Here is a 16,540-nt window from a genome sequence, read left to right on the forward strand (position 1 = left end):
GAGCAATGACGCCGCGCAGCCACAGGACAAATTAACGCTGCCGCTGCGTCTACGTTTAAAAGTCTTTATCCGCCCGGCGAATTTACAGGCACCACAAATACAAGATGAGGAAGCACTGCAATTTACCGCCACGAGTGATGCCGTGAAGATAACCAACCCCACGGCGTGGCATATGAGCCTGACGGTGACGCTGGCGGGACAGCCGCCAATCAATAATCTGATGGTCTCTCCCTTTGCCGAATTGGCCGTGCCGATTGCAGCCCCCGCGTTAGCGGGCAGCACTGTCGATTATCGTGTTATTACTGACGATGGTCATTTCCGCGAATACCGTAAGCGTTTGTGATTTGCCTGCGAGCCTGAAACTGTTGCGTACATGAGCGCCTTTATGCTTTGTTATTACGCGTACTGAATCCTCATACCCTCATAAGCGCGTATTCACAGGAGAAAGACAGGTGCCGGAAATCAATGAGTTTGGTCAACAGGTCAACGATCGCGTCCCGGATTGGCAAGGCGCGCAGGTGCTCCGCCGAGTGGCTCTCAACGGCCATTTTTGTCGGCTGGAACCGCTGGATGCGGCCCGTCACGCGGGGGATTTATTCGACGCTTACGCCTCTGGTGATGACAGCGATTGGACGTGGCTTGCGAGCTCAAAGCCAGAGAGCCTCGACGCCACTGTCCGTTGGCTTACCGGCAAGGTGATGGACGACGCCCTGGTGCCTTACGCGGTTATCTGTCTGCAAACCGAGCGTGCCGTAGGGATTGTCAGCTACATGGCTATCGACCAATCAATGGGGACGGTAGAAATTGGCCACGTCACCTGGTCGCGGAAAATGAAGGATACGCCGCTGGGTACCGAGGCCGTCTGGCTGCTGCTGAAAAACGGCTTTGCCAATGGCTACCGCCGCCTGGAATGGAAATGCGATTCGATGAACCAGGCCTCCCGTCGCGCCGCCGAGCGCCTGGGCTTTAGCTGGGAAGGGCGCTTACGGCATAAAATAGTGCGTAAAGGACGCACGCGCGACAGCGATATTCTGTCGATAATTAACGATGAATGGCCGGAGCGCGACGCCGTAATCCGCCGTTGGTTAGCGGCGAGCAATTTTGATGAGCAGGGACGTCAGCGGCAGCCGCTGGCCGCGTTTCGCTAAGTGACGGCCAGCAGCGCCCGTAGGGCTCAGCCTTAAATAGTGAGCCGTTTTGGCGGTGGGCGGCAAATGCGCGTCAGGGCAATCGCGCTGCACAGAGGAAACGCCGCCAGCAGCAGCCAGGGATAAACGGCCTGCGGTGAGGGCGTCAGCGCGTTATCCAACAACGGGCCAAATAGCAGATTACCCGCCAGCACGGCAACCCCTCCGGCGGTGGCGAGCGCGCCGTAGTGTGCGCCAAGCGTTGACTCCTCGGCAAAAGAGGGAATTAAATCTTTCGCCGAGGGCACCAGCAGCATTTGGCCTAGCGTCAACAGTGTGACCAGACACACCGAAGGCAGTAACCTCAGCCATCCCGCCAGTGGCGGCGAAGCGGCAAACATAGCCACGCTGGCAAAAGCTGCAGAAAGCAGCAAAAAACCGAGCGGCAAAATCCTTACCGCCCCCACTCGCCGTGCCAAACGCGCCAGCGGAAGCTGAAAAGCGATAATCAACACTGAGGCCAGCATAAACAGAGGGCCGAGATCTTTCTCACTGCCGCCTGAACGCTGGATCTCTACCGGCAGCGCCAGATACAGCTGGTTGTAGCTCAAAAGCCACGAACTGTAGGCGATAATAAAGGCGACAAAGCGCGGCTGGCGAAACGTCGTCCACCAGGGAACAATTTTTATCGACCGTGTATGGTGCTGCGAATTTGGCAGGCAAAAATACAGCACCATTAATGCGACGACGAAGACCCCAGCCCCGGCCAGCGCAACCTGGCGAAAGCCAAGATGGGTCAGCAGCGCGCCAGCCACCGGGCCCAGCACTGCACCTAGCTCACCGCAAACGGCAAAGAGCGCAAACCACTCGCTACGACTGCGTTTTCCATTCGCCTCGCTCTGCGTCCCGGCTTTAGCCAGTAGCGCTTCAATCGACGGCGAGAAGAGCGCCCCGCCAATACCCGTGAGGCACGCCCCGAGGATAATCGGCCACAGCGATTGGCCGAATGCCAGCAGCAGATAGCCAACGACACGAATGATGCAGCCGCACAGGATAATGACTCTGGCACCATACCGGTCGGAAAGGGCACCACCGACGATAAACATCCCTTGCTGTGAGAAAGTGCGCAGCCCGAGAATGAGCCCAATCAGCCCGCCAGAGAGCAGCATATCGTCGCGTAAAAATATCGCCAGGAACGGGACAACCGCGTAGAAGCCAATATTAAAAACAAACTGGCTGCCCAGTAAAACGGGTGGCCAGAGTGTGGTTGCGGGGCGCAGAGAAAAGCGGAACATGGAAATTACCCGCCGCTAAACGATAAAGTGAATATGCTTTTTGCCATGGAAGCGGGAGATCTCAATTTTGGTTTTCACCCGAAATACCTCCCAGAGAAGCTCCTCGGAGAGAATATCCTGTGGCGTTCCGGTGGCGATAATTTGCCCGTTTTGCATCACAATCAGCGAATCACAGAACATCGCCGCATGGTTAAGATCGTGGATGGCCACAATGCTAGTCACCGGTAACTCACTGATCAACTGCATTAATTGCATCTGGTGATGAATATCCAGGTGGTTAGTCGGTTCATCAAGCAGAATCTCAGTGGGTGTCTGCGCCAGCGCACGGGCGATATGTACCCGCTGGCGCTCCCCACCGGACAAACTGAGCCAGCCCTGATCGCTTTTTTCCAGCATATCCACTCTTTGCAGCGCCGCCGTGACGGTTAGGTCATCGTGGGTGCTCCAGTTAGAAAAAGCGGAATGGTGCGGAATACGGCCGAGTTTGACCACGTCACGCACGCGCATATTGGCATCGGTCATGCCGTGTTGTTCCACGAAGGCCACCCGCCGGGCGAGCTGTTTTTTCGCTATCCGGGAAATGTCCTGTCCATCCAGCGTCACGCAGCCAGCATCCGGGCGACGAAGGCCGGCGAGGATACGTAAAAGTGAGGATTTACCGCATCCGTTGGGGCCAAGCAGCCCGACCGTTTCACCGCGAGAAACGTTCAGCGAGACGCCGTTAACGATGACTTTTTTACCGACCTTCCAGGTAATATTTTCAGCGCAGATACTCATCACTTATTCCTTGAGCGGTAAATAATAATGGCAAAGAATGGAACGCCGACCAGCGCCGTCACCACGCCGACCGGAAGACTTTGTGGTGCAATCAGTAACCGCGAAGCGATATCTGCCAGCACCATCAGGATGGCACCGGCCAGCGCGCTAGCGATAAGCAACGTGCGATGCAGTGGGCCGAAGAAGAAGCGCATGACGTGAGGCACTACCAGCCCCACAAACCCAATCGACCCCGCCATACTGACGATGGTCGCGGTAATGAGTGCGGTAGTGGTGAAGAGGGCGAGTCGTACCCACGGCACGGCAATGCCTAAAGAGGCGGCGGCATCATCTCCAAAGGTAAAGGCATCCAGCGCGCGCGAGTAGTAGAGGCATACGGCAAGACCTGCCAATACCACTACCAGCACCAGCTGAAACTCAGGCCATCTCACGCCGCTGAAGCTGCCCAGCAGCCAGAACATGACATCGCGTGCCTGCTGCGTGCTGGCGGAGGTGCTGATGGTGTAAGCGGTGATAGCGTTGAAAAGTTGCGAAGCCGCAACCCCGGCCAGAATCGTCCGTTCGTTACCGCCCCTCGCGCCGTTGGTTAAAAAGGCAACAAAGGCAAAGGCAGCAAAGGCCCCGGCAAATGCGCCTGCCGACAACGACACCGCCCCGGTACCTATCCCCAATACTACGACGGATACCGCCCCCGTAGATGCCCCGGCCGATACACCGAGTACGTAGGGTTCGGCCAGCGCATTTTTCAGCAGGCTTTGTAAAACGGCGCCGCAAATGGCTAATCCGGCGCCACAGCATGCCGCTACCAGCGCGCGGCTCAGGCGGAAGTCCCAAATCACACTTTCATAGATGCGGTTGAGCGGGACGTCAGTCAGTCCCATGCGATTACTGATGGCGTAAAAGACGTTTTGCAGCGGGATGGATAATTCCCCCACGCTAACGCCAATGGCAATCACCAGCAATAACAACATGATTGACAGCAAACATGAGATGGTCAGGAACAGCCCCTGTCGCGACGAAAGAGCGGCAGCCGTCATCAGTTCAGCCCTAATTTTCTAAGCTGTTCGGCAACCTGTTCAGCACCGTAGATAGTCCTGATGGTCGGGTTCATTGCCTGACCGTCCATGACCACGATGTGTCCTTTTTTAACCGCGTCCAGTTGGCTAACGGCAGGATCGCTTTTCAGGAATTTGATTTTTTCTTCGGCATTATCAAGCGCCCAGCGATTACGGTCGAGGCTGGAGACGACGATGACGTCGGGATTGGCAGCGATAATACTTTCCCAGCCGACCGTCGGCCATTCGGTCTCAGAGGTGATGGCGTTATGTCCACCCAGCACGTTGGCAATAAAGCCGGATGCGCTGTTTTTACCGCCTACGTAGGCATCTGAAGAGGGGGATGCGCTGGAGAACCAAAAGACAAAGGAGAGATCCTTTTTATTCTTGCTGAATTCCGTGCGCAGGTCGTTCTCGCGTTTTTTGAAATCGGCAATCAGCGCATCGCCACGAGGCTGGACATTAAAAATGGTGGCGAAATCAGCGATCTCTTTATACAGATAGGTCATGTCCCACAGCTTTTGGCGGCTGCCGTACATATCGCCCGCGGCTTTTTTGGTGGCGCACATACCCGGTGATAAATAGCTGTTTACGCCGACGGTAGCCAGATCTTCACGTTTGGCGACTTTACTTTCCGGGCCGAGTAAAAGAGGAAGTTGTGCAGGAACAAAATCAGGGTTTTGCGAAAGGATAGATTCAAGCGTCGGAATTTCTACCGTCAGTAATTTGATTCTGGCATTTTGCTCCGCCAGCTGCGGCAGAACTTTGGTTGGCCAAAATGCGCTGGCAACCACGTGATTTTGCAGTCCTAGCAGGAGCAAAATCTCAACGGTATTTTGCCCCAGCGCCACGACGCGTTCAGGCGGTTTGCTAAATGTCTCTTTATATCCACAGTTTTCCATGGTCAGAGGATAAGTGGTTGCCAGAGCAGAGCTGACCGACGCAAACACCATACCTAACGCGCAGATGACCTTTTTCATTAAATGCTAGCCTTCATTAAAATAGTTATTGAGGAGACTGGATTTTTCTAATGCTAATGAAACTCATTACTGAGGCGTGGTTTTATACAATGACGTATTTATGATGTCAATGAGAGACGATTTTTGCCGATTTGTTAGCGAGAATCGCTAAATGTGAGAGGGTAGGCGCGTTTTAATTGTCGTCATAAAGAGTGAATTAACGCCCCGGATCTGGCCCAGAATGCTGGGCCACAGAGGCGTTGAATTGCGGTCTATTAGCGATGGCGGATTTGCAGAGTCGCAGGCAGATAGCGCTGTAGCGGCTGAGGCGTATTGCCGTCGATGAGCTGGCTAATCAAGTCATAGCAGTGCCAGGCCAGCTGGCGGTTATCCTGCCCAACGGTGTCTATGCGCAGCGACAGTGAATCGTAGAGATAATGATCGTCGAAACTTGCCAGATGAATCCCTGAATCCAGCAAATTGTGCTGGCTCATATAGCGCAGAACCCCTTCCAACAGCCCACACGCGGCGGTAAACAGCGCCTTTGGCGGACGGCCAAGGCGTGCGCAAAGGGCGGCGAACATCTCGTAGCCAGAGCTGGGATGGTAGTTGCCGTTGAGCACCCATTCCGGGCGGAGTTCAACGCCCGCCTGAGCCAAACCCTGGGTGAATCCGGCCAGACGGTCACGTGATGGCGACAGGCGCGGCTGGCCGCCTAAAAACCAGAATTCATCGCGGTGCAAAGGCGCAATACGTGAAATCAGATCGGCCGTTGGGGTGATAGAGTCGGTCATCACCAGCGGAAGGTTGCTCTCATTGGGGCAGCGGTCAAATAACACCACCGGCAGTTGCTCGCTGAGTTTCAGGTAGTCGGCATCGTTGTGCATGCAGGAAGCGACGATGAGCCCGTCGACCTGACGGGCTATCATATTGTTAACCACCACGCTCTCCTGACCGGGGTTCTCATCGGTACAGGAGATAAGAAGCTGTACGCCCGCTTCGCGACACAGCATTTCAAGCTCATGGGAGAAGACGGCAAAACCGTAGTTGGTTATCTCCGGCACCACCAACCCGATGGTATGACTGCGGTTATCGCGCAACGAGCGGGCGTGAATACTTGGCTGGTAGTGCTGCTCGCGGGCTATCGCCTGCACGCGATCGCGCGTTTCCTGCGCCACGCGCAGCTCCTTGCCACGACCGTTCAGCACCAGGCTGGCGGTGGCTTTGGAAACCCCCGCCAGTTCGGCGATATCTTTAATGGTAACGCGTTTGGTTTTCATCACTACGCCATGAGCCTGAAATCAATACGCTTATTCTACCATGCATGGGCGCAGCGGCCAGTAACAGAATGCGCCCGGTTTGCTGCCGTTAAAAATCAGTTGCCCTGGATAGGTCGGGAAATAGCGGCTGCTCATCACCCCTTCGCCGTCATTGATGAATATTTCTACGCTTGAGCTATCGATGTAGATCCGCAGCGAACGTACATCTCCCTGCCAGTAGCGATAGTGCGTTTCATCCCCAACCAAACTGCGCCGCGCCAGACGGATGCCGCTGGCATCGTGCTTCAGCATTAACGCACCGCCGAAATCAATCGAAAATTCTTCGGCGTTGGCTGTCTCGAGGAAAATTTCCATTGGCGCAAGCGGTAGGGCTGTTTCCTGCCAGCCTTGCGCTTCGCCGCGCAGTGCGGTTAGCTCGCGCAACGGGCGTTGATAGAGCTTGCCGTCGATAAATTCCAGCTCACGCAGGCAGGTCATCTGGTGGATCCAGCCGTGGGCGAGCGTTGGCTGGTGCATCTCTTCGCCATCCGGGACGCCCATCCAGCCGACCAGCAGACGGCGACCATCATGGGTCTGCATGGTTTGCGGGGCGTAAAACTCAAATCCCGCGTCAAGTTCATGCAGTGGCCCATGATTGAACGTCGCGCGGCTGTAATCAAACTCACCGGCCATCCACACCGCGGGGTAGGTGTTGAGGTAGCGCTGTTCCTCGTGAGGAATGCCCTGAGGGCAGCAGATTAAAATGTGCTGGTCATCAAGGGGAAACAGGTCCGGACATTCCCACATATACCCGGCATCGTGCAGGGCGTTGATGCCATAACCGGCGATTTCGCCCTCGCTTGTCCATTGCTGGAGATCTGCGGAGCTAAAGAGCAGCACCTTGCCGTTTTTTTGCAGATCCTGCGCACCCAGCACCATGTACCAGCGACCGTTATGCTGCCAGACTTTTGGGTCGCGTACGTGCCCGGTGTAGCCCGCGGGTAGCGGCAATACGGGGCCGAGCTTGGTAAAGGTACCGTCGGCATTTTGCGTTGCCAGACACTGCCAGGCCGTTCTCCCGCCATCGTCAAATTTGACGTTGCCGGTATAGCACAGAGTGAGCGTGCCGTTGTTATCTACCGCGCTGCCAGAGTAGCAGCCGTTGCGGTCGTACTCTTCGTCCGGCATCAGGGCTAGCGGCTCATGCTGCCAGTGCAGCAGGTCGGCGGAACTCCAGTGTCCCCAGCATTTGAACTTATGATCGCAGGCGAGAGGATTCCACTGATAAAACAGATGATAGCGCCCGGCAAATTCAACAAAACCGTTAGGATCGTTCATCAGCCCGGTGACAGGCGCGTGATGCCAGTGCGGGTAGTGGCTATCGGCCAGCGCGCGAGGCTGGCCTTGCATAACGGCCTGCAAAATTGCAGGCAGGCGTGATGGAAGTGACATTATTCAGCGTCCGTGTTGTATTTCAGCGCCAGGGAGACGATAAAGGCGACGCCAAAGGCGATGACCATCCCGATAATGTAGTTTAGCAACGAACTAGCCTGCACGATGGCCATACCCGGGATTGCCGTCAGGCCAACCGCAGTCATATAGACGTGCATGGATACCACCCACGCACCGCCTGCAGCACCGCCGATAAGTGCGGCGATAAAGGGTTTCACGAAACGTAAGTTGATACCAAAAATGGCCGCCTCGGTTATTCCCAGCATGGCAGAAAATGCCGACGGCAGGGTAATGGCCTTAATTTTCGCATCCTTAGTTTTAAACCAGACGGCCAGACATGCACCGCCCTGGGCGACGTTTGCCATGGCCCAAATCGGCAGCAGGAAGTTGACGCCAATAGAGGGATTACCCAGCAACCCGGCTTCGATGGCGTGGAAGCTGTGATGAATCCCGGTGATGACAATCACGGAATAGAGGCCGCCAAACAGCAGCCCGGCCAGCCAGCCCGCGTGAGTAATAAGGGTACTCAGGATAAACGAAATGCCATCGCCGAGGGCACGACCGGCGGGGCCGATAATCAGCAGGGCGATAAAGCCGGAGATGATTACCGTCAGGAATGGCGTCAGGATCAGATCGAGCGCATCGGGGATCACGCGGCGCAGCTGTTTCTCAACGATGCTCATAAACCACACCGCCAGCAGCACCGGGAACACCGTACCCTGATAGCCAATCATGGCAATCTCAAGGCCGAAGAAGTTCATGCTGTGGAAACCCGCGGCCACGCCCCAGGCGTTGGTGAGCGCCGGATGGGTCAGAATACCGCCCAGCGTAGCGCCGAGATAGGGGTTGCCGCCAAACTCGCGGGCGGCGGTGAAGCCAATCAGAATCGGCAGAATAATAAACGCCGCCGAGCTGCACATATCCAGAATGATATAGATGGCATTGCTGGAATCGACCCAGCCGTAGGTTTTAACCATTCCCAGCAGGCCCATCAACAGACCCGAAGCGACGATAGCCGGAATAATCGGCACGAAAATATTCGACAACAGGCGAGCGATACGCTGGAAAGGATTAAGCTTTTGGGCCGCAATATCGGCAGCTTCCGATTTGCTGGATTCGCCGATACCTGCCACCTGGATAAAGGCGGCGTAGACTTTATTCACCACTCCGGTACCGAAAATAATCTGCATCTGTCCGGCGTTACGGAAACAGCCCTTAACCCCTTCAATTTTGCCAATAGCCTGCTGGTCTGCGAGCGAATCATCTACGAGGACCAGACGCAGACGTGTGGCGCAGTGTGCGGCGCTGGCGATGTTTTCCTTGCCTCCCAACAGGGGAAGCAGCGAGCGGGAAATTTGTTCAAAATCCATAATACCCTCTGAATACGTCATGATGTGCGAGATATGTTTCCGTGATTACGGGTGCAGTTTCTGCGTTGTTATTGTGTCCGGGGCGACGAAGCGCGCATCGCCACCCCGGTTATGACTGGCATCAGGCGTTCACCATCAGAACCAGGTTTCCATCTGAATACCGAAGTTCCACTCGCCGCCAGCGTTGAAGCCGCTGCTGCCGAAGGCATCGTTGCTGGCGTAATTATCCAGCTTTTTGCTCCAGTCCATCCAGGTCGCGAACAGGCGAAGTTCGGGACGGTTGAAGAAATCGCCAATGTCGCCGACTTTAAACGTCGGGGCGAACGTGAGTTTATAGAAACTGCCGTTCACCGCGTTGCGATCTTTATAACCTTCTGGATGCAGGTCCATATATTGGTAGCTGCCTTCGTAGGCCAGTGCGAAATTCTGGGTGAGTTCCTGAATCAGGCGGACGTTGAAAGTGACCCATTCATAGCTATCGCCTTTGACGTAGCGGTCTTTACTGCTTTGCGCCAGTACAGCCGGTGCAATATGCCAGCGTTCGCTGAGCGGCGTGGTGCCGTAGCTGGCAAAACGCCAGGTATTGGCATCTGAGAGCAGCGCGCCGTCCGAACCGATACCTTTAACTTCCGCACCCAGACCGTGACCGTAGAGCAGGGCGGTTTTGCTGCTGCCGTCGCGCAGGCCGTAGAAACTGTCGTTATGCAGGCCAACCAGCGCATGCACGCCGTTATTGGCGGCGTCGGTCTGGATAAGATCGCCATTGGCGTCTTTACGGTCGTCATTATCTTTTGCTCGCAGACCGCTGACCATCACCTGCACTGGGCCGATAAAATGGTTCATGCTCAGAATGTAGTTCTGCACATTGTTATCAATGTCTTCAAGATCGCCGAAGTTACGCCCGTAAAGAGAGAAGTTACTGCGAATACTGTCGTTCCACTTCACATCATAAATACCGCCACCGGTCCCGGCGAGGAACAGCACGTCGGAATCGAGCCAGTGGATATCAAAGTTATCACGGTCAAAGCGTTTACCCGCCCACAGGGTGGAGCCTTTAAACGGCCCCTCGAAGCTCGGTAAGCTGCCGAGTTCGGCAAATGCCTGACGGATATTGAGATCGCTTGAGTCTGCGGACCAGTCGTTATAGGTTTTCTGGCCATCGGCCAGCATGGCTTTGAAGCGGGTGGTTGCGCCGTTGTCCAGCGTCTGTTTATGTTCAAGGTTTAGCTCGACGTAGGTATCGGCTTCATTACCCAAGCGGCCAATAGCACCGCCGGTTTCCCCGGCTGGCGTCACGTAGGGGCCGCTTTTGCTACTGGAAGCTGCATCGTTCATCAACAGACCGGAGCGGGCGTAGCCGTGGAATTCAAAACCACTTTTCTCATCAGATTTCTTCTCTAACCGGGCAGTACGCTGGGCGACTTCCTGAGTATTGTCCTGATTTTTTTGCTGCTGGGTGGTGAGCTGCTGGACTTTTTGCTCCGCCGACTCCGCGCGGTTTTCTGCCGTTTGTGCTCTATTTTCAGCATCTTGTAGGCGTTTCTCCATCGCGATTAAACGGGCTTCAATGGTGCTGAGATCGGTTTGTGCGTGGGCTGAGGCGGTGCCGGTTAGCAAAGCGATAAGAACCGCGAGTGTGCTTTTTTTATACATGCTGGTCGCATCCCAAAAGTAAAATTGAAAGAAATGTGTTTTAGCTAAACCGGTTTAGTGGCTATGTTAAACATGCGCACTACGATCTTGAAATATAATTTGCTAAACCGGTTTAATAATTGTGATGCGGGCGACAAAGTGGGCCGCATGAAGCGGCCCGACGGAATCAAAACTGGCGATTAAGATCGTGCTGGTAGGGGAGAGCCGTCATTGCGCCTTTGGCGGTGGTGGCTAATGCGCCGCAGGTTTGCGCCAGCGCGATGGTCGGTTCTAACGAGGCAATATCTGTCGGCATTCCTTGTGCGGCAAGGCTGGCGAGCAGGCCGGCAACGAAGGCATCGCCCGCCCCCGTGGTATCTACGCTAACGACGGGTTTAGCTTTGAAGTGGATAAACTGTTGCTGGAAGGCGGCAAGTACGCCCGCTTTCCCTTGAGTGACGAGCAGTAATTCAGGCTGGTAGCGTTCGGCGACGCAGGCGATGCCTCTTTCTAAATCTTCACTACCGCTGATAAAAACAAGCTCCTCTTCAGACAGTTTTATGACGTTGGCAAGATGCAACGCACGGTCGAGGCACGCTTTTAGTAGCTCCTGATCCTGCCAGAGGTCGGGGCGGATATTGGGATCAAAACTGACTCGGCCTCCGGCAAGTTTTATTTTCTCCATCGCCGCGAAGGTGGCGCTACGGCTGGGTTCAGCGCTGAGCGCGATGGAGCAGACGTGCAGCCACTGGTGGGCCGCAAACGCCGGTAAATCTTCTGAGGTTAAGAAAAGATCGGCACTAGGGCGCACCATAAAGGTAAACGTCCGTTCGCCCTGATCGTCAAGGTCGACCACTACGGTGGAGGTGCGGTGGTGGGCATCGAGATGCATATGGCTGATGTCCACCTGTTCTCGTTGCAGGGTATGGCGCATAAAGCGGCCAAACGGATCGGCGCCGACGCGCCCGATAAACCCGCTATTGCCCCCAAGACGAGCAACACCCACCGCCACGTTAGCCGGTGCGCCACCGGGACACTGTAGCAAGCGGCCCTCACTTTCAGGCAGCAGGTCAATGACTGCATCCCCCAGAACCCATACTTTTGCATTCATGCTGATATTTCCCTGTTTGCTAAACTTAATTAAATCGGTTTAGCATATTAAAGCACAGCAATAAACTCAGTAAAACGATGTGATGCGAAAAATCAAAGCCACCGCGTGTAATTCATGGTTTTTGTGGTTATCCCGAGGCTCAATGGCCTCTTCTGAGAAAACAGAGTCTACAGGTATAAAGTTTCCCTCTTTCTGGTCGCTATTTATTGTTTAGATTAGTGATTTTCTGGAGAGGGACAATGGCATTTAAGGTTGGTGAAAGCTACACATTCAAGGACGCGCAAACGCTCTATAAATCAATGAAACCGGGTGAAAAAGGGCTGACACAGGGAGGCTTTTTAAATCCTTCACGCGGTAATCCCTCGACGCTAATACGCGCTATTTTTGCGCGTAGGGAGATTAACGGCCCGCTGGATAATTTGCTGTTTGTTGCCGGTGATAATGAGTACCGGAACTACTTAAAACGCATGGAAAAGGTGCAACAGGAAAGCAGTCCGTTCCACTATTTTAAAGAACGTAGTGGGAAATGGTTCTATATGGGGAATGCTAAGATTGCGGGTTTGCTGATGCCTGGTGACGAAGAATTAACCCTCCTACTTGAAAAAATGGGCCATACGCTGGCAAAAGTGGGTGAGGCTGATGGACGTCCACTGTGGCAGCTTTCAGCACCGGGAGGATACGGTTTTATCAGGCCACGCAAACTGGAGTTTATTGCGGTTCTACAACAGGATATCCAGATATAGACTGTTGGCGATTTGCTCCGGGCATCTGGGAAATCGGTGGATGCCACGTAAGCAAAACAGAGATAAATGGCGGTAAGAACTGAATTATGACAAATCTAAAAATCCACGTATGAGCGTGGATTTTTATTCCGTCGTTTGCGGGAAACGGTGAGAGTCAGCAAAAAATCATATACATTTTGCGTTAAATGGTGGGGCTTCATTTAATTTATTCATTGTAGTTGCTGATTTTTGACGTAATTACTTTGGCTGGTAAGCAATCGCTTAACACAAAAGCTCATCTCATCTGGAAAAGCCGGGACCTTGTCGTTTCCGAAAGTGGCATGGCTATACAGCCAACGGCCACATTTAACACCTGTCCATAGCCAATGTCATCATTGCATCTATGGGGATACGATCTCATTTTCACATATGTTTTTTCGTATTCATCGTTGCACATCTTACTGTGAAGAGTATCCTGTCCAGAGATTATCTGGAGGAATGATGCAGTTAACTTCCCTACAACTTTTTAAAAACCTCTCGGATGAGACCCGGCTCAGTATTGTTCTTTTACTACGTGAGATGGGGGAGCTATGTGTGTGTGATTTATGCACTGCACTCGATGAGTCTCAGCCCAAGATCTCCCGCCATCTGGCGATGCTTCGGGAAAGCGGTCTATTGCTGGACAGCAAGCAGGGGAAGTGGGTTCATTACCGCTTATCCCCACATATTCCTTCCTGGGCCGCTCAGGTGATTGAGCAGGCCTGGTTGAGCCAACAGGATGACGTCCGGGCCATTGCTCGTAAGCTGGCATTGGCTAACTGCTCTGGTAGCGGCAAGGCTGTTTGTATCTAAAAAATTTGCCTGAATATATATGTTTTATCGAATATGAAATGCATAATGCGAAAACGTTAACGGTGTGCGACCCGGCGATGTGCAATGGCTGAAAGGGCGTGCAGTGCCGGTTGAACGTTACAACCAGGCATCGACAAACTCAGAAAGTGAGCAGTTTAATTTTTGTGTATACAGGGCGCGAGAACGGCTCTGACTGGAGGATTTATGCTACTGGCAGGCGCTATTTTTGTCCTGACCATCGTTTTGGTTATCTGGCAGCCGAAAGGATTAGGGATCGGCTGGAGTGCGACGCTGGGCGCGGTATTAGCGTTGATTTTTGGTGTTGTACACGTTGGCGATATCCCGGTGGTGTGGAATATTGTCTGGAATGCAACCGCGACGTTTATTGCCGTTATCATCATTAGCCTGCTTCTGGATGAATCCGGCTTCTTCGAATGGGCGGCGCTGCACGTTTCACGTTGGGGCAATGGTCGTGGGCGTTTGCTGTTTACCTATATTGTTCTGCTCGGTGCCGCAGTGGCGGCACTGTTTGCCAACGATGGCGCGGCACTTATTCTGACGCCGATAGTCATCGCCATGCTATTGGCATTAGGGTTTAGCAAAGGCACGACGCTGGCATTTGTCATGGCCGCCGGGTTTATTGCCGATACGGCCAGCCTGCCGCTTATCGTCTCGAACCTGGTTAACATCGTTTCTGCCGACTTTTTCGGGCTTGGGTTCACTGAGTATGCGTCGGTAATGGTGCCGGTGGATATTGCCGCTATTATCGCCACGCTGGTGATGCTGCATCTGTTCTTCCGCAAAGATATTCCGCCGACTTACGACCTGGCTCTCCTGAAAGCACCGGCAAAAGCGATTAAAGATCTGGCAACCTTCAGAACCGGCTGGGTAGTGTTGATTCTTCTGCTGGTTGGATTCTTCGTCCTCGAGCCGCTGGGTATTCCGGTTAGCGCGATTGCGGCTGTTGGCGCAGTAATCCTGTTTGCAGTAGCTAAACGGGGCCATGCCATTAACACCGGAAAAGTGCTGCGCGGCGCACCATGGCAGATAGTCATTTTCTCGCTGGGGATGTATCTGGTGGTCTACGGCCTGAAAGTGAGGGCCGCTNNATCTGGTGGTCTACGGCCTGCGTAACGCCGGGCTAACGGAATATCTCTCCGGCATACTGAACGTGCTGGCCGATAAAGGCCTGTGGGCCGCGACCTTTGGTACTGGGTTCCTGACGGCGTTCCTCTCTTCCATCATGAACAACATGCCTACCGTGCTGGTTGGCGCGCTCTCTATTGATGGCAGCACCGCAACCGGTGTTATTAAAGAGGCGATGATTTATGCCAACGTGATTGGCTGCGATCTTGGGCCGAAAATTACACCTATTGGTAGTCTGGCAACGCTGCTCTGGCTGCATGTGCTTTCACAAAAGAATATGACCATCACCTGGGGATACTATTTCCGCACTGGCATCGTCATGACTCTGCCGGTGCTGTTCGTAACGCTGGCCGCGCTGGCGCTACGTCTCTCTGTCACTTTGTAATGAGATACTGATATGAGCAACATCACCATTTATCACAACCCGGCCTGCGGCACCTCGCGTAATACGCTGGAGATTATCCGCAACAGCGGTACTGAACCGACGATTATTCTTTATCTCGAGACCCCACCTTCACGTGATGAACTGGTCAAACTCATTGCTGATATGGGTATTTCCGTCCGGGCGTTACTGCGTAAAAACGTTGAGCCGTATGAAGAACTGGAACTTGCCGAAGATAAATTTACTGACCACCAGCTCATCGATTTTATGCTGCAACATCCGATTCTGATTAACCGTCCGATTGTGGTGGCGCCGCTGGGAACCAAGCTGTGCCGTCCATCCGAGGTGGTTCTGGATATTCTGCCAGATACGCAGAAAGCGGCTTTCGCTAAGGAAGATGGTGAGCAAGTCGTTGATGCAGCAGGTAAGCGATTGAAATAAAAAGAAGGGGGCTGATGCCCCTTTTTGTTACTACGTAAGGAACACCTGTCCATAAATATCTGAAAGAAGGGCGAGATGATTCACCGATCCCAAAAAACTTTCACGGTTAAAAATCTCAATAATTTTGGTGAGCTTACAGGCGCCCTTAGTTCTTGCAGTTGTTATCATTATGGGGCTTTGGGGACGTTGTTTGCCGGAAATGGTGGGCCTGTACAGCCTCAAGAGCCCAGACTTGTCTTCTGAGTGGAGTGAGTGCCCTAAAGCAGGCAATGGCACGATTTTAATGGCAGTATCAAAATGTCCATCACCGTAGAATGGGGATGATGTTGACGCTCCAGCGACAGCAGCCTAAATGCGGCTATCCGGCGACGACGGCTGACCTATTGATCGTTGCGTCAGCATTGACCTTTCTTATTTAATTTCCTTTCATGCTCTATATCGTCAGGCCCTGTGCGGTTTGATTTTTGATGCCCTATCTTTTTCGGCTTAACGAAAAACACCTCATGCTAACTACGAAATATATATTACGTACAATGATTATTGTTATGGTATCACGTGCTTTATTCTCATCTCTATCTGAGAAATAACGTCTTTCATTCCTAATGCATTGTTTTCTTATCCTTTACTGAGTGCTCACTTCATCTTTAGAGTTTTATGCCAAAAATCACCAATATCAGCGTTTAGAGGGACTATCGACAAAACTTTACGCATCAGAAAATTACCATTTTGTATGTCTAAAAGACAAAAATTGATCCAGGCATGCAAAAGCCTACAAAACTTTAAGTCAAAACATTGCTTCATGACGATTTTAGTTAAATTAATGATATATATGCATTTTTATTTATTTCATTCATTGTTCATCATTATGTTTTACTGCTTTGTTACGAAAATTTTGTATGTTTTAGTAATTTTTTTTTTTGACTATTCCTAAAATAATTTTGTCAGCGTACAATCTTTTTA

Annotated in this window: 13 protein-coding genes and 2 pseudogenes; 6 read left to right on the plus strand and 9 right to left on the minus strand. The window is 53.0% G+C overall.

Annotated features, from left to right (window positions below; all coding sequences use genetic code 11):
• Both LZ634_RS19935 and LZ634_RS19940 read left to right on the plus strand, forming a co-directional pair.
• Nucleotides 1–343, plus strand: a pseudogene (locus LZ634_RS19935) (fimbrial assembly protein); the annotation flags it as partial.
• Nucleotides 344–452: 109 nt separating this feature from the next.
• Nucleotides 453–1,148: a GNAT family N-acetyltransferase gene (locus LZ634_RS19940; RefSeq protein ID WP_234508320.1), complete on the plus strand. Its 696-nt coding sequence runs from the start codon at nucleotides 453–455 to the stop codon at nucleotides 1,146–1,148.
• 32 nt (nucleotides 1,149–1,180) lie between these two features.
• On the opposite strand, the gene LZ634_RS19945 is transcribed toward LZ634_RS19940, so the two are convergent.
• The 9 genes from LZ634_RS19945 to LZ634_RS19985 form a co-directional block, all read right to left on the minus strand.
• Nucleotides 1,181–2,422: an MDR family MFS transporter gene (locus LZ634_RS19945; RefSeq protein ID WP_234508322.1), complete on the minus strand. Its 1,242-nt coding sequence runs from the start codon at nucleotides 2,420–2,422 to the stop codon at nucleotides 1,181–1,183.
• 15 nt (nucleotides 2,423–2,437) lie between these two features.
• A complete protein-coding gene (locus LZ634_RS19950; protein ID WP_234508324.1) occupies nucleotides 2,438–3,199 on the minus strand; it encodes an ABC transporter ATP-binding protein in 762 nt (253 codons plus the stop codon).
• Nucleotides 3,199–4,236 (minus strand): FecCD family ABC transporter permease, encoded by a 1,038-nt coding sequence (locus LZ634_RS19955; protein ID WP_234508326.1) that lies wholly within the window; start codon nucleotides 4,234–4,236, stop codon nucleotides 3,199–3,201. The genes LZ634_RS19950 and LZ634_RS19955 overlap by 1 nt, the downstream gene beginning before the upstream one ends.
• Nucleotides 4,236–5,234 carry an ABC transporter substrate-binding protein gene (locus LZ634_RS19960; RefSeq protein ID WP_234508328.1) on the minus strand — a complete coding sequence of 333 codons (999 nt, stop codon included), beginning with the start codon at nucleotides 5,232–5,234 and terminating at the stop codon, nucleotides 4,236–4,238. Before LZ634_RS19960 ends, LZ634_RS19955 begins: the two co-directional genes overlap by 1 nt.
• A 254-nt stretch (nucleotides 5,235–5,488) precedes the next feature.
• Nucleotides 5,489–6,493: a LacI family DNA-binding transcriptional regulator gene (locus LZ634_RS19965; RefSeq protein WP_234508330.1), complete on the minus strand. Its 1,005-nt coding sequence runs from the start codon at nucleotides 6,491–6,493 to the stop codon at nucleotides 5,489–5,491.
• 30 nt (nucleotides 6,494–6,523) lie between these two features.
• Nucleotides 6,524–7,924 (minus strand): sucrose-6-phosphate hydrolase, encoded by a 1,401-nt coding sequence (locus tag LZ634_RS19970; protein WP_234508332.1) that lies wholly within the window; start codon nucleotides 7,922–7,924, stop codon nucleotides 6,524–6,526.
• Nucleotides 7,924–9,294, minus strand: coding sequence for a sucrose-specific PTS transporter subunit IIBC (locus tag LZ634_RS19975; protein WP_234508334.1), 1,371 nt, complete (start codon nucleotides 9,292–9,294; stop codon nucleotides 7,924–7,926). Before LZ634_RS19975 ends, LZ634_RS19970 begins: the two co-directional genes overlap by 1 nt.
• Nucleotides 9,295–9,429: 135 nt before the next feature.
• Nucleotides 9,430–10,947 carry a carbohydrate porin gene (locus LZ634_RS19980; protein WP_234508336.1) on the minus strand — a complete coding sequence of 506 codons (1,518 nt, stop codon included), beginning with the start codon at nucleotides 10,945–10,947 and terminating at the stop codon, nucleotides 9,430–9,432.
• A 166-nt stretch (nucleotides 10,948–11,113) separates the two neighbouring features.
• Nucleotides 11,114–12,037 carry an aminoimidazole riboside kinase gene (locus LZ634_RS19985; protein WP_234508338.1) on the minus strand — a complete coding sequence of 308 codons (924 nt, stop codon included), beginning with the start codon at nucleotides 12,035–12,037 and terminating at the stop codon, nucleotides 11,114–11,116.
• Between the two features lie 239 nt (nucleotides 12,038–12,276).
• Between LZ634_RS19985 and LZ634_RS19990 the strand changes: the two genes are divergently transcribed.
• From LZ634_RS19990 to arsC, 4 genes and pseudogenes are all read left to right on the plus strand, one after another.
• Nucleotides 12,277–12,780: a hypothetical protein gene (locus LZ634_RS19990; RefSeq protein WP_234508340.1), complete on the plus strand. Its 504-nt coding sequence runs from the start codon at nucleotides 12,277–12,279 to the stop codon at nucleotides 12,778–12,780.
• A 477-nt stretch (nucleotides 12,781–13,257) separates the two neighbouring features.
• Complete coding sequence (gene arsR, locus LZ634_RS19995; RefSeq protein ID WP_234508342.1) at nucleotides 13,258–13,611, plus strand: As(III)-sensing metalloregulatory transcriptional repressor ArsR; 354 nt, start codon at nucleotides 13,258–13,260, stop codon at nucleotides 13,609–13,611.
• 204 nt (nucleotides 13,612–13,815) lie between these two features.
• Nucleotides 13,816–15,142: pseudogene (locus tag LZ634_RS20000) on the plus strand (arsenic transporter).
• 12 nt (nucleotides 15,143–15,154) lie between these two features.
• Nucleotides 15,155–15,580, plus strand: coding sequence for a glutaredoxin-dependent arsenate reductase (gene arsC / locus LZ634_RS20005; RefSeq protein ID WP_234508344.1), 426 nt, complete (start codon nucleotides 15,155–15,157; stop codon nucleotides 15,578–15,580).
• Nucleotides 15,581–16,540: the final 960 nt, after the last annotated feature.

Source organism: Kluyvera intermedia, from assembly GCF_021440345.1.
Lineage (GTDB): Bacteria > Pseudomonadota > Gammaproteobacteria > Enterobacterales > Enterobacteriaceae > Kluyvera > Kluyvera intermedia_A.